This window comes from Vibrio toranzoniae, from assembly GCF_024347655.1.
In the GTDB taxonomy this organism is placed as follows: Bacteria; Pseudomonadota; Gammaproteobacteria; order Enterobacterales; family Vibrionaceae; genus Vibrio; species Vibrio toranzoniae.
The window spans coordinates 1,614,846-1,629,594 of the sequence record NZ_AP025514.1 but is presented as its reverse complement, the minus strand read 5'-3'; the positions used below and the strand labels follow the sequence as shown (position 1 = coordinate 1,629,594).

Genomic DNA, 14,749 nt, shown 5'->3' with positions numbered 1-14,749 from the left:
GGCATGAAAAAGCCCAGCAAGTGGGCTTTTTTGCCTGTCGTATTTCAGCCAAAACGACCGCTTTAGCTGAAATACTCGAGTAGAGCTCTAAGCTCGAATGATCATTTGCTCGCGCTCAGGGCCTACTGATACCATTACGATTGGCACGCCCATCAACTCTTCGATACGCGTAACGTAGTCTTGTGCCGCTTGAGGAAGGCTTTCAAACGTGCGGCAGCCCGTGATGTCTTCGTCCCAGCCTGCCATATCTTCATAGACAGGTTTCAGTTCAGCCGTTTGTGGCCAAATTGGGTTCTCAGTGTGTTCACCTGAGTAAGCCGTACAGATCTTAAGTTCAGACAAACCAGAAAGGCAATCTATCTTAGTCAGTGCGATTTCAGTTGCAGCTTGCAGGTCAACGCCGTTGCGAGTTGCAATCGCATCAAAGTAGCCCATATCACGCGGGCGACCCGTTGTTGCGCCGTATTCGTTAGAGCTTTCGCGGAAGCTGTCTTGCTCTTCCATTGCAGTCACTAGCGTGCCAGTACCAACAGACGAGCTGAATGATTTAGCAACCGCAATAACGCGTTCAGGGCGAAGGGCAGGTAGGCCACTACCGATACCCGCGTAAGCGGCAGTTACATTAGAAGACGTCGTCCAAGGGTATTCACCGTAGACAAGGTCACGGCCTGCACCTAATTGAGCTTCAAACAGTAGGTTTGCGTCTTGTGATTGCAGTGCTTTAAGTGGCTCAGTCACGTTGCAAATGAATGGGCGCCAAGCCTTAGTCACTTCAAGTAGCCACTCTGTCATTTCAGAAGCGGTTTGAGTGAAGTTACATTGAGGGTATAGCGCTTTTAGCTGAGGCATCTTCCAATCAAGCAGGAATTGAATGCGCTGTTCTAAAATCTCAGGCTGATTCAACCAACCCACAAGAATGCCTTTCTTCATCACGCGGTCGCCGTAAGCAGGTGCAATACCTTGACGTGTTGAACCGTAAGCGCCATCGCCCAAACGTTCTTCTTCAAGTGTATCTTCAAGTGCGTGCAAAGGCAGACACAGTGTCGCGCGGTCTGAAATCGCCATTTTCACTTTGATACCAGTCGCTTGTACTTCTGCAATCTCTTCAGTTAGCGCAGCAGGGCTGATCACCATGCCAGGGCCAAGAACCGCTGTGCAATCAGGATTAAAAATACCACTAGGCAGTTGATGCAGTTTGAACGTACCAAAGTCGTTTACTACGGTATGGCCAGCATTGTTTCCGCCTTGAAAGCGAATGCTAGCAGAAGCTTCGTCTGCTAAAAAATCAACGATACGGCCTTTGCCTTCATCGCCCCAGTTAGCGCCTACAACAACAATAGATGGCATAATTTTTCTCCTGACTGATTGAGAAATCATGTTAGGCCTACAAAGTGGATAAGAGAAATTAATTATCTTTATTATCTTGATAAGGATTTCATATATAATGGCGGGAAACACGGAGGGATATGATGCTTGATATTAATTTGTTGAAGACGTTTGTGACGCTAGCGGAATATAAGCATTTCGGGAAAGCGGCGAATGCACTGCACATGACGCAACCCAATGTGAGTTTGCACTTAAAGCAATTAGAGCAACAAACGCGTATTAAGTTGATAGAGCGAAGCCCATTTCAACTGACTCAAGCGGGTGAGAGGTTATTGGAAACAAGCCAAAGAACGTTACTCGAACTACAGATTTGTCAGGCGGATCTCAATGCTATAAACGACCTCAAAATAGGGACGTTAACCATTGCCGTGAGCGACATCATTTCTCGATTCTTGTTGATTCGCCCGTTCCAGAAGTTCAAAGCGCAGTATCCGGGGATCGACCTTACGCTATTGAATACCACGTCATCTCAAGCATCGAGTTTGGTTAAGAATGCTCAAGCCGATCTTGGTTTTGTTATTTCCAAAGAGCAACACAATGAGTCACTGCATTTTGTTGAGCTTCAGGAATTATCATGGTGTGCACTTGGCAATGGGTTTGAAGTCCAAATGGCGGATAATCATAAAAGAAATGATGCTAAGGAGGCTGAGTCTGATACAGAGCTAACTTTGATTCTGCTTGGCCACGATACAAGAACTCGTGATTTTATTGATGAAGGTCTGCCAAGCCTTAATTTATCTAATTACAGGGTGATGGAAGTAGGGAGCGTTGACGCCCAAATCGACTGGGCAGAAGCGGGGTTTGGTGTCGCCATCATTCCTGAATTTGCGATATCCACCAAACAGTATTTGAAATCGAAAATTACACCACTTACCGGATTTTCGAGCACTAGCCTAGGTTATGTCGTTAGACAAAACCAAGTCTTGTCTAAAGCGACCAAGCAACTATTAGGCTGGGTTGATGAGGAAATAAACTGCTCTGATGAGTCAAAATAAGAGCATAAAAAATCTTTAGGTAAATAAAGGGCGAAAGTCTTTTGATTCAAAGCTTTGTGTCGTCAATTGTTCAAGCCGTATTCAACCCATCAAATTCGACCTCCTAATTTTTAAAGCCTTACTAATGTATATGTAATTTATCTGTGTTATTGATGACTTTAATGTTAGTGGGTGAATTCAAATGCCATTGAGAACGGTGTTGTCGATGAGTTGAGTTGCATTCGTTTCATGCTCCTAGCTTAATGTTCGCTACAGATACAGATACAGATACAGATACAGATACAGATACAGATACAGATAAAAAGAATGAAACAGCACGAGTTACACCACGAGAGCTAGATAGTAAAATTTACATAAAAACTTAGATATCCATAGTTAGATTAGTCAAGACGAGTCACATACATGAACATAAAGAAAAAGCTCTATTCACTGGGAATGTTTTCCATCTTCGGCATGATTTCATTGCTGTTTACCACTTCACAATTTGCAGACACAACCGCTCAGATGAGCCAGGCTAAGCAGATAACCAAAGAACTCGAAGTTCGTTTGCTCAACCTGCGCCGTAACGAGAAAGACTTCTTGTTACGTAGCGATTTGAAATATCTCGACAAGTTCGACACCAACTACAACAAATTCTTAGCGTCTGAAGCGCAACTCAACGTGGTACTTAGCGATTTGGGCTTGGTCAATAGCACACGCTTACGACAAGACATTGAGACGTACTACACAAGTTTTGTTCAACTGGTAAAAGCGAATGAAGTTATTGGATTAGCACGTGATAAAGGTTTGCTCGGGCAGTTTTACGCGCAATTGGACAACATCAGCGCAACGGCCAATGCGGAACAAAAAGTCGAGCTATACCGATTTAATGACCTGATTGAAAAGGGGGAATTCGATCCAAGTGTGCTTACCGTGAATTCGAGCGAATTGTTAGATGCTGCAAAGCAAGTCGTCGCACAGAAGCGAATTATTGGCTTAAAGCACAATGAAGGTCTGTTGGGGGAAACACGTTCTGCCTCTCACGCTATTGAAAATCAATTTGCAGAGTTCTCAGAAGTACTTGAGCGAGAAGGTCAACAAGAGATGGATCAACGCTCTTTGATAAACAACATCCTGTGCATCACACTACTGTTAACTATCATTGTGTTCAGTTGGTTAATCGTGCGTTCTATCATTGGTAAGATTGAATCTTTACTCGCGGTTATTAGAAATATTGTAGATTCTAACGACGTGTCAATTCGTTCGCACCTCGACGGCAAAGACGAACTCGGAAAACTAGGGCAATACTTCAACCAATTGCTTGACCAACTAGAGAGTTTGATCGCCGCATCTCAATCTAAGTCACTTCAACTGACACAAAGTACGTCTAACATGCATGATGAGTTGGTGTCGGTCATTAAACAGTTTGAAGTGCAAGCAAACCACACCTCAACGATGACAGCATCAGTACAAGAAATGGTGCTCACTATCGGTGAAATTTCAGAGAGTACATCGGTCGCCGCAGAAGGTGTACATCAAGCTAAAGTAAATGCCGATAAAGGACGCGAAGTCGTGGTAGATACCATTGACAATATCACTCGTTTGTCTGAACGTCTTTCAAGCAGTCAAGACTCCATTAGTTCGTTGAACCATCATGTTGACCAAATTGGTGATGCGGTGAATATCATCCAAGGCATTGCAGAACAAACCAATTTACTGGCATTGAACGCAGCAATTGAAGCAGCGCGTGCAGGGGAACAAGGGCGAGGCTTTGCCGTTGTTGCCGATGAAGTACGAGCACTCGCAAGCAGAACGCATCAGTCAACAACGGAAATCACCAGTGTAGTAACCGCAATCCAAAGCCAAATGCATGCCTCGATGACCGAAATTGGCGAATGCAACCAGCAAGGTCAACTGACGTTAAAAGACTCAGAAGAGTTAGACGGAAGCTTACAATTGATCTTGAGTGATATGGAAAGCATCCAAGGAAACTCCGAGCGTATTGCTTCTGCTATTGAAGAGCAGGGTGCCGTAATGGCACAAGTGAGCGATTCGATCACGGAATTGAATACTATCTCGAACGACAACAATGCATCAGCTCAACACTGTTTGGTTGAAGTTGATAAAGTAGCTGAACAAGCCAATGATATGGATAGAGCGGTCGCGCAGTTTAAGACGTCATAGATTGCTCTGATAGAGAAGCGATATTCAACAAACCGTTGTATCGCAAGCAAGAACTAAAAGGCGCAGTTTATCTGCGCTTTTTTATGCTTGAAACAAATATTAAAGGCCAATTTGACAAAATGAAAATGAAAATGAAAATGAAAATGAAAGGGAAGTGACCTTATAGAATGAAAAACAACACCATTTTGATCTTTAATGGTAGTAACAGAGGGGGATAGTGGGGAGCTGTTTAGTTTCTAAATCAATAACGACTGTAAAAGAAGAATAAGGCATTCCAAAATGGCCTTAAGTATATGTGAAATCGACCTAAAATGATGACAAACTGTCTATAAAATAGCGTATCAACTTAATTAGTTCGAGGGCCACATTTTCAATTGGTGGTTAAGCCTCAGAAGGGAAAAAGACAAATGCATTACGATGTTTTCAATGGGGATGCGGATGGCATCATCGCCTTATTGCAGCTACGTTTAAGCGAGCCAAAAGACAGTGTGTTGATCTCTGGTGTAAAGCGAGACATTAAATTGGTGTCTCAAGTTGTCACTCAAATGGTCGAGCAGAGAAATGTTTCGTCTGTTGCGGTATTGGACGTATCCATGGAGAAAAACCTATCAGCGTTACACTCCCTGTTAGATGCCAATATTGATGTATTCTATTGCGATCACCATCGCACGGGAGAAGTTCCGAAATCTCAGCACCTGAAGACTCTTGTTAATACAGCGCCGGAGTGCTGTACCAGTTTGTTGATAAATCAAAAACTAAACGGTGAGTATGTAGCATGGGCAATTGCTGCGGCTTTTGGTGATAACCTTAAAACGGTTGCAACACAGTTAGCGGTTGAAAATGGATTTGATCACCCCCAAATCGCTTTTTTGGAAGAACTAGGTACTTTGGTTAACTATAACGGTTACGGTACGTCATTGAGCGACTTACACTTCACGCCTATTACGCTTTACCAAACTCTTTATCAATATCCAAATCCATTTGACCTTTTGGATGACAAAGACTCCGTGTTTTATCGCTTGCGCGCGGCTTATCAAAATGATCATCAACAATTATCGAACCTAGTCCCAGTGTATGAGAGTGAAGTCGTTCGTGTGTTTGAACTGCCGGGAGAGGCTTGGGCGAGACGCATTAGTGGTGTATTTGGTAATGAGATCGTAAATCAAGACTCCCATCGTGCACAAGCGGTGTTAACGAAAAATCAAGATGGTAAATCTTACACGGTGAGTCTGCGGGCACCATTATCAAACAGAACCGGTGCCGATGAAATTTGCTCTAGCTTCGCAACGGGTGGCGGTAGAAAAGCAGCGGCAGGTATCAACCAGCTTAATGAAGTAGACAAAGTGAACTTTATCTCACTAGTTGAAGGCTATTATTGTCCTGAGAGTAGGGTATAGAAAGCAAATGGCGATCTCCCCACAAAGATTGTTTTAACATTCACCTTGTTATTTGGGTGAGCGTGAAAAAAGCATAGTGCATCACGTAGCAATAAGAGTGATTATCAATTGCATTATTAGGCGGAGGAATGCACTATGCGTACCCTGAATTTTCAATAAGTTAACCATTTAAAAAATGAATCTTGCCCAAGTCGATCTCAATTTATTAGTCATTTTAAAACACTTATTAGAAGAGAAGCATGTCTCTAATACTGCTCTTGCCCTAGACATGAGCCAGCCTACGGTGAGCCGTTCTCTACAGAAATTGCGCAGTGTCTTTAATGATGATTTGTTGGTAAGAGCCGCATATGGCTATGAATTAACGCCAAAAGCAGATGCGATTAAGCAAGACTTAAATTCGGTGCTGACACGCCTAGAAAAATTGGTACATGGTGACGTGTTTGAGCCTCATAACAGCGATAGTACGGTGCGATTTTTTGGCCTTGTTCCTCAAGTGTCCCACTTGCTTCCCAAGGTGGTTGCTGAGATACGAAAACAAGCCCCAAATATGGTAGTTGATATCGACTCAATTCCTAAAAGGCACTTCTCCTCCTTATTGTCTGGTGATGCTCACTTTGTATTGTCAACACATGAGCCGTTAAGCTCAGAACAGAACTTGTATCGAATGTTCGTGAGCAGCCGCGATTATCGTTTATTAATGAACAAAGGCCACCCTTTGGCTGATAAAGAGATTACCGTTGATGATTTGCTTAACAGTCAACTAGGGCAGATCTCTCTGCAAGGGGATAAGAAGTTATCTATTGAAAGTCGATTTAAAGATCTCGGCTTGATTGGTAAGCATCGTCAGCTCTCAATCCCGATTCAACTTTCCAATTTTAACGTTGCACCAGATATGGCGGAAATGACCGACATTATCTTCCACTTGCCGACCCCTTTTGCTGAGCAAGCCGCTAAGCAGAGAAACCTTGTTTGTAAGCACGTTCCTAAAGCAGTGCGTTATCCTGCGGAAGATGTTTATTTATACTGGCATAAACGTTTCCATAATGATCCAATGTGTCGTTGGGTGAGGGAGTTGTTTAAAGAGGTTTACGCCTAATATTAGTCGGAGCTGTGCGTTTTCTACCTATCAGTGCGTTCAATGTGATTGGTTTGATTAAAATATATTGAATATATGTTGGTTTATTTATTTGAATTTTGAATAGCTAAAATCAATGTTTGGTATGAAACTTTCGTTGATACAAATGGTAACTAAATGTTTAATGCAAACCATTATCATTACTGTGTAAGTATTCATACCATGTTTGAGAGCTCTTTTTTTATTCGCAAACCTTTATCTGTCGCCGTCGCTGTTATTTGTACATCTCTTTCGGCTAACGTATTCGCAGAGGCCGAAGCCATTGACATCGATGAGCAGATGGTTGTCACGGCAACCCGTACCGAGATGGCTTTGAAAAAAGCACCGGCGTCGATGTCTGTTATTTCTGCTCAGGATATTGAAGACAGTCCGGGTATTACTTTGGCAGACATCGTTGCTGAATCGACCAGTGTGGAGTCTGACTTTGACAGCACTCGTGCAGGTCGTCAGATGATCTCAATTCGTGGTATGGATTCTGATTACACGCTTATCATGGTAAACGGCCGTCGTTTAAGTTCTGCGAGTGCGATTATTCGTGGTAACGATTTTGATTTATCAACCATTCCTGCTGACTCAATTGAGCGTGTTGAGATTATTCGTGGTCCAATGTCGGCGCTTTATGGCTCTGATGGTATGGGCGGTACGATTAATATCATTACTAAAGCACCTGAAAATGATTGGAGTTCTACCGTCAGTATGGATAACTCCTCACCGTTAGATGATAACGGTGGCCAAGAATATTCCATTGGATTAACGACGTCTGGTGCGCTAATTGAAGATGAATTGTTCGCACGAGTTTCTGTTAACCAAACGAATCGTAACGCATGGCAGCCATATTCTGGTACGCATAGCTCTGGGTACAATCGTGAAGACATTACGGCCTTAGAGGGGCGTGACACGCTTAGCCTGTTAGCAAGCTTGACATGGCAGGCTACAGATAACCAAACTATCGATTTTGATTTTGGCTACAGTGATGACGAGCGTGAATCAGCTGCTGAGAACTCTAGGTCTGTAATTGAATCAGATACTCGCGTGGTCCGAAGCAGTCAGGCCATTACTCATAGTGGTTACTGGAGCTGGGGGGATACCCAAGTTCGTTATTCTCGTGAGAACGTGACGGATAAAGGTGCCGCCGATCTGGGCAATAATTTTAATAGTGATGTTGAAGAGCTAACTCAAATTGTCGAAGCTTCTGCAACGACCTATCTTGGAGAAAGCCACACGCTTACGTTTGGTATGGACTACCAGTTAAGTGAATTAACCAACAAAGAAAACCTATCGGGCGGAACATCAGAAGCGTATCAAGGGGCCTTGTTTGTTCAAGACCAATGGCTGATGATGGACAAACTAACCGCAACGATCGGCGGTCGTTTGGATAAACACGAACTGTACGGTGAAGAGTTTAGCCCGCGTGTATATCTAGTTCATCAAACGACAAATGACCTCATCATTAAAGGGGGTGTGGGTAAAGCGTTCAAAGCGCCAACGCTGACTCAAAACCAACCAGGTTACCAAGTAGCAAGTTGTAAAGGGAGCTGTGCGTTAGTCGGTAACGAGGATTTAAGCCCTGAAACAAGCTTGAACTACGAATTGGCGACGGTATACACACAGTCTCGTTGGAATGTAGAAGCGGCATTGTTCCGTAATGAAATCAATGATCTGATTGAGAGAACAGACGGTTATTGTACGCTAGGCGGTGAATGGAACCAGAGTGCTCGTCAATGTGAAAACCCTGATGGTTCACCGACGGGTGAGCTAGGTAAGAAAACGTACCAAAACGTCTCAGAAGCTGTCATTCAAGGCGTTGAGCTTACGGGACAGTATCAAATATCAGACGAGTGGGGAGTATCGGGTAACTACACGTATTTAGATACAGAAGATAAGTCGACAGGTGAACAGCTTCTTGAGCGTTACAAGCATTCAGGGCTAGTGAAGTTGAACTGGAACCCGACGTACGATCTCAGTACCTTCGTGAGCGCCCGTTACCGCGGTGAGCGTCAAATCTCAAGTGATTTAACTCAAGAGGCTTACACAACTTTGAACATCGGAACGGTTTACAATGTGAATGATTCAGTACGTTTACGTGCGGGTATCTTGAATCTGACTGATGAGTCTGTATCTGACGAGCTAGAATACTTAGGTTATGTTGAAAAGCCACGTACCTATTATGTCGGTATGACGGCTGATTTCTAATCTGGTTTTGAGTGAATCCATTCCTAGTCTGATTAGTCGTTAAAGAGAGAAAGCCCCCAATAATTGGTATCTAACTATTGGGGCAATTCAATTTAGCTGTTGCATGGGGCTTTCGTTTTAGCTTTTTAAACTTACTATTATTTTAAACACGTAGAGTAAGCGCGTAGGCTTTACGTTGAATGCGTTGACTAGGCTTTGACGCACGTGATCAATGCATTTCCTGAAATGTTATCCCAAGGCAATAGCTTATCGTAATCGTGTTCGAAGATATGAACATCAAAATAGGGCTCCAATATTTCGATCAAGTGTTTGAACGAGAACGCCACCATCGGGTGTTCATCATTCCAAACTTGTGTTCTACCTGCGGTGGTTTTCTCAATCGTGAGTTTTAACGCCTGCTTGTCGCTTTCACCCGAGTAATACCAACCTGAACGGAAAGTAAAATTGTCTTGTTCTTGGTTCGTTGTGTGTCTAACAAACAGGTCGTTGTTGATCTTCTCTTTGTCTACTACATTGAAGCAGAATATACCGCCTTGCTTAAGCGCTCTGTGAACGCTCGCAATACATTCTTTCAATTTGTCTATGCCATCGTTGTAATGGATTGAATATAAGAAGCAAGTAATCAGATCCAGTGGTTCAGATACTTCAAAGTTGCTCATGTTTTGCAAAGAGAATTTGGCTTCAGGGCAACGTAATTGAGCAATGTCGAGCATAGGTCTATTCAAATCAAGGCCGTTGCTTTGATAGCCATAATCAATGAAGTGACGAACATGTGGGCCAGTACCACATCCAAGGTCTAAGTGCGTTTTGCCTTCGTTTCCAAAAATCTGATGTAGCCTACGAACGCAGTTACTCTGAGTTTGGTAGTCAATATCGACACACATTAAATCGTAGTAACCAGATAGGTCGGTATAGAGTACATTGGCGGACATAGTTGCCTGCAGCATTTGCTGAAAAAATGGGGGTGGCGCATATTAAACTAGTACTCGAAAATAACAAGAAAATATTAGATTAACTTTTCGACTAAAATAGCGATTACGCTCATTTCTAAAACAATTCTCATTGCTCTTCATTCGTAGGTTATAGGTTTGCAGCTACGCTGTTATTCTATTTTCTATCGAATTGACTATTTTTTTTATTGAAAACAGATACTTTGAGTAAAGAATCGTGCCACGCTATCGCTTGTTTTATTGTTATGTGAGTGTTAAAAATGGATCAGAAATGAATGCAGCGACACTATATAGTAAAGCCATGATATCCATGATTTATGAAGGTGGCGCCAGTTTACATTGTCGAAATGGTTTAAGAGTTTATTAAGGAAAATGAATCAGCTATGGAAATAAAAATCGACGACTTGTCAGGCGGGGAAGTGATTGAGTTACTAGAAGAACATTTAGCGGATATGTATGCGACTTCTCCACCAGAGAGTGTACACGCGCTGGATATTAAAGCCTTGAAATCACCAGAAATTACTTTTTTCAGCGCTTGGAAAAACAACCAACTACTTGGGTGCGTTGCTATTAAAGAGCTTGATCACAGCCACGCGGAGCTTAAATCGATGCGAACTTCTCAATTTGCGAGACAGTCCGGTGTAGCAAGCAAATTGCTACAACACGCTTTGGACACAGCCATTATTCGCCAGTATCAACGAATAAGTTTAGAAACGGGGTCGGAAGCATACTTTAAACCTGCTCGTCGTTTGTATGAGAAATTTGGCTTTGATTATTGTGAACCTTTCGCTGATTACCGATTAGATCCAAACAGCCATTTCATGAGCATTGAGGTGTGTTGAATTGAGCGATGGGGTTGTTAACATGGCCAAAGCCCTCAACATTTAGAAAATAAAAAGGTTGCTCTTAGCAACCTTTTTATTTGGTGATCAGTGATTCTTCTTCATCGTTAACGGGTTGCTATCTCTGCGAAAATGGCTTCAGCGTCGACAATTCCGCCTGAGATGGAAAGAGTATTAAAAGGAACCAAATCTTCAGGGCTTGATGGCTTCTGGACGAGCTGTTCCGGATAAGTCTTAGAGTGATCCATTAACATTGCTTTGAGCTCTTTTACGGATAAATCAGGGTAGCGTGACCAAACTAGCGCAGCAATACCAGAAACCACTGGAGCAGCCATGCTGGTACCACTTTTCGACCCGTAATTGTTGCCAGGTGTGGTTGATAGAATGCGATATCCCGGCGCGAACACATCAACGGATTCCTGACCAAAGTTACTGAAGCTAGCGACGAGTGCTTCATCAATGTATTTTGCTGATGCGCCCACATCTAACCACGTTGAAATTGGCTTTGAACGGTAGTTTTTTGTATAACGGTTCGGAAAACTTGGTTTGATGTCGTTGTCACTACGGCTATTTCCTGCAGAGTGAACGATGAGAACCCCATGACGAGCAGCGTAACGGAATGCGTGATCGACGACGTATTTACGTGGCGAATAGCTTTTCCCGAAGCTCATATTAATGATTTTCGCACCATTATCCACGGCGTAACGCACGGCATTGGCGATATCTTTGTCTCGCTCATCACCATTAGGCACCATACGCAATGCCATGATCTGAGCATGATCTGCCACGCCATCGATACCCACGGAGTTGTTACGTTCAGCTGCGATGATTCCGGCAACGTGTGTTCCATGTGAGCCGACAGGGCCTTTCACATCATTATTACCGTAACCTTTTTCCCAAGGGTTAGTGATGTCATCTAAAACGATGTCTGCACGAGTGTCAAAATCAAGATTAAGGTGAAAATCTAAAGAGTCTTGATAACGGCTACGACGTGATTCTAAATATTCGAACGAGTACCACGAGTCAAATATATTCAGGAGCCCTTCAGCAGCAGAGACAACATCTGTATTGTCATGATTCAACAAAGCTTGTAGCCCTTCGACTGAAAAATCGCTGTGTTCAGTGAACTTAAGGATATCTGTTTTGTAGTGATCAGCTTGCTCAAACGCAATCGTCACACGACTCAACGAATCTTGACTATCTTTTAACGATGATAGGTAATCATTTTCAACCGCTTGATAGTATTTTTGCTTCTTTCGTGGAATCCAATGCCCATCCTCTTTTAAATCAAGGTATTTTTTGTACTCTCGGGTTACTTCTAATGTGTCGTGATCAACGTTAATACCAAGCGAGTTACCCAGATAGTTCCAGCCATGTATATCATCGATATAACCATTGCCGTCATCATCGATACCATTATCTGGGATCTCATTTTCGTTGGTCCAAAGTTGATTCTTTAGATCTTCGTGTGTGATATCAACACCCGAATCAAGAACAGCAACGATAACTGGCTGCGGCTTAAGAGGTGGCATTAGGTAATCGTACACAACATCGGAACCTACGCCTTGCAACCTTGTGTAACTTGCCGATAGGTTAAACCAATCGCCACGTTGCTCATCAGCGGCACTCATCGTTCTCAGAGAGAAAAGTGAAGGTTTGATGATGTCTCGCGAGTAATCCTCAACAATCGTACCTTTTACGTTTTGAATAAAGGGGGAGTTAATGGCTTGCGGATCCGTATCGTTTTTTATCGTTGACGCGGAAACATGAGCTGAAGCCAGAATGGCGAAAGCAAGGGTGGTAAGTCTGTGTCCCTGATTCATCTGTGTTGCATCCTTATTGTTGTGTGGCTAAAACTGACGCCTTCGAAAAACTGTGCGAAAAAGCACGTGTTAAGTCAGTTACTTGATCGGGAAACGCCCGTTCAAAAATCACTCAAACGTTAATATGCAATTAGACTTGTATCATTCTTTCAATCAATGAAATTGCAGTAAGATCTCACTGTGGTCGATTTTTAGGGTTCAAAACTTGAGCTGAATTCTATTAATAAATGTAACATTTATAAAATTGAAGGGGTTTAAGTTAAAATTATTAAAAATCAATTGATTAGTTTGTCAATTGACCGATTGCATGGGGGAAATTGTTATTCTCAGTATTATATGGAACGGTCGTGGTATTCTAGGATCTTTACGGCACTAAATGGGATCTTCTTCAACTGAACCGTCCTACTAGATAATCATGGCTCTGCCTATTTGATTGTCAAACCTATCTTACGGTGAGCGTTTTTTGTGCCTGCTTAGTCGTCTTTGGTATGCACTTGAATTGACTTCACATAAAGCTGCCAAATTAGTTGGTTTTCACAAGCTTATAAAAAGAATTGTGCGAACAATTTTGGTAGATTATGGGTATTACAGACATCCAGTGAGCCGCAATGAAAATTCTTCACACGTCCGATTGGCACCTTGGCCAAAACTTCTACAATAAAAGCCGAAAGAATGAACATGAACGGTTTTTGCAATGGTTGCTAGAGCAAGTGACTGAACATGATATCGACGCGATTATCGTCGCCGGTGATATTTTCGATACCAGCACTCCACCAAGCTATGCTCGTGAGATGTATAACAAGTTTGTTGTAGACTCGAATAAGATTGGCTGCCAACTGGTGTTATTGGGTGGTAACCATGATTCGGTTTCAGTGCTTAAAGAAACACAGCAATTGTTGAAGTATATGGGTACAGATGTGATCCCGAACACTAATGAAGATCATGCGACTCAGGTTGTCGAGTTGAAAGGTAAGAGTGGTAAGGTTGAAGCTTTAGTCTGTGCGATTCCTTTTATCCGCCCTCGTGATGTTTTAACGAGCCAAGCGGGTGTCAAGGGGGTGGAACGTCAGAAACAACTGGGTGATGCGATTAAACAACATTATCAAAGTGTCTACGATGCGGCAGTTGCTAAGCGTAATACTTTCGAAAATCGCGACACAATGCCAATCATCGCAACAGGGCATTTGACCGCCATGGGTGTGAAGCAATCTGATTCGGTGCGTGATATTTATGTTGGTAACCTTGATGGTTTTGCTGCAGACGGTTTCCCAAATGCTGATTATATTGCTCTAGGCCATATTCATCGCCCTCAAGTGGTCGCTAAGCGAGAACACATTCGTTACTGTGGCTCGCCAATTCCTCTCAGTTTTGATGAACTGAAATCTAAAAAGCAAGTGTGTGTCGTTGAGTTTGTTCAAGGTGAGCGCACGATTTCTCAACTTGCAGTGCCGATATTCCAACCTCTGGCTGAAATCAAAGGCGATTTGAGCGAGATTGAAGCTCAACTGAATCAATATATCGATATGGAAGAGGAGCAAAGCGTGTGGTTGTCGATCGAAGTTCAAGCGCAAGATTACTTATCGGATTTGCAAGATCGAATGCGTGCGTTAACCGAAGGTTTAAACGTTGAAGTGCTTCAGTTAAGAAGAGCAAGAGAACGCCGCAACCAAGCGTTAGAACACGAATCAGCCGAAACCTTAGCGGAACTCACGCCAATGGATGTGTTTGAAAAACGTATTGCCCTTGAAGAGTTTGAAAGTGACACCGAGAAAAAACGCTTAGAAAGAATGACGGTCAAGTTCAAGCAAGTGATTGCCGAAGTTTCTCACGGAACTGACGGTTTAAACGGTTCAGAAGAGTAATCA

At 42.9% G+C, this 14,749-nt stretch carries 10 protein-coding genes and 1 pseudogene; 8 read left to right on the top strand and 3 right to left on the bottom strand.

Translation table 11 applies throughout. From position 1 onward, the window contains the following. Positions 1-87: 87 nt before the first annotated feature. Positions 88-1,347, bottom strand: coding sequence for an adenylosuccinate synthase (locus tag OCU50_RS07195; protein ID WP_060467761.1), 1,260 nt, complete (start codon positions 1,345-1,347; stop codon positions 88-90). Between the two features lie 119 nt (positions 1,348-1,466). Here OCU50_RS07195 and OCU50_RS07190 point away from each other — a divergent pair, with 119 nt between their 5' ends. From OCU50_RS07190 to OCU50_RS07170, 5 genes are all read left to right on the top strand, one after another. Continuing rightward, entirely contained in the window at positions 1,467-2,381 is a 915-nt protein-coding gene (locus tag OCU50_RS07190; protein ID WP_060467760.1) for a LysR family transcriptional regulator, read from the top strand. Positions 2,382-2,834: 453 nt separating this feature from the next. After that, a complete protein-coding gene (locus OCU50_RS07185) occupies positions 2,835-4,544 on the top strand; it encodes a methyl-accepting chemotaxis protein (protein ID WP_060467788.1) in 1,710 nt (569 codons plus the stop codon). A 407-nt stretch (positions 4,545-4,951) separates the two neighbouring features. Continuing rightward, positions 4,952-5,941 carry a hypothetical protein gene (locus tag OCU50_RS07180; RefSeq protein ID WP_060467759.1) on the top strand — a complete coding sequence of 330 codons (990 nt, stop codon included), beginning with the start codon at positions 4,952-4,954 and terminating at the stop codon, positions 5,939-5,941. Positions 5,942-6,116: 175 nt separating this feature from the next. Then, positions 6,117-7,037 carry a LysR family transcriptional regulator gene (locus OCU50_RS07175; protein ID WP_060467758.1) on the top strand — a complete coding sequence of 307 codons (921 nt, stop codon included), beginning with the start codon at positions 6,117-6,119 and terminating at the stop codon, positions 7,035-7,037. 201 nt (positions 7,038-7,238) lie between these two features. Continuing rightward, the gene (locus tag OCU50_RS07170) at positions 7,239-9,269 is read left to right on the top strand and encodes a TonB-dependent receptor domain-containing protein (RefSeq protein ID WP_060467787.1); all 2,031 of its coding nucleotides are present in this window, start codon (positions 7,239-7,241) and stop codon (positions 9,267-9,269) included. Between the two features lie 188 nt (positions 9,270-9,457). On the opposite strand, the gene OCU50_RS07165 is transcribed toward OCU50_RS07170, so the two are convergent. Next, positions 9,458-10,201 (bottom strand): class I SAM-dependent DNA methyltransferase, encoded by a 744-nt coding sequence (locus OCU50_RS07165; protein WP_060467757.1) that lies wholly within the window; start codon positions 10,199-10,201, stop codon positions 9,458-9,460. A gap of 401 nt (positions 10,202-10,602) precedes the next feature. On the opposite strand from OCU50_RS07165, the gene OCU50_RS07160 reads away from it, so the two are divergent. Beyond that, positions 10,603-11,061: a GNAT family N-acetyltransferase gene (locus tag OCU50_RS07160; protein ID WP_060467756.1), complete on the top strand. Its 459-nt coding sequence runs from the start codon at positions 10,603-10,605 to the stop codon at positions 11,059-11,061. 107 nt (positions 11,062-11,168) lie between these two features. On the opposite strand, the gene OCU50_RS07155 is transcribed toward OCU50_RS07160, so the two are convergent. Further along, on the bottom strand, positions 11,169-12,884 hold the full coding sequence (locus OCU50_RS07155; protein WP_060467755.1) for a S8 family peptidase: 1,716 nt from the start codon (positions 12,882-12,884) through the stop codon (positions 11,169-11,171). Between the two features lie 335 nt (positions 12,885-13,219). Between OCU50_RS07155 and OCU50_RS07150 the strand changes: the two are divergent. Further along, a pseudogene (locus OCU50_RS07150) lies at positions 13,220-13,297 on the top strand (VOC family protein); the annotation flags it as partial. Between the two features lie 195 nt (positions 13,298-13,492). Beyond that, entirely contained in the window at positions 13,493-14,746 is a 1,254-nt protein-coding gene (sbcD, locus tag OCU50_RS07145) for an exonuclease subunit SbcD (RefSeq protein ID WP_060467754.1), read from the top strand. Positions 14,747-14,749: the final 3 nt, after the last annotated feature.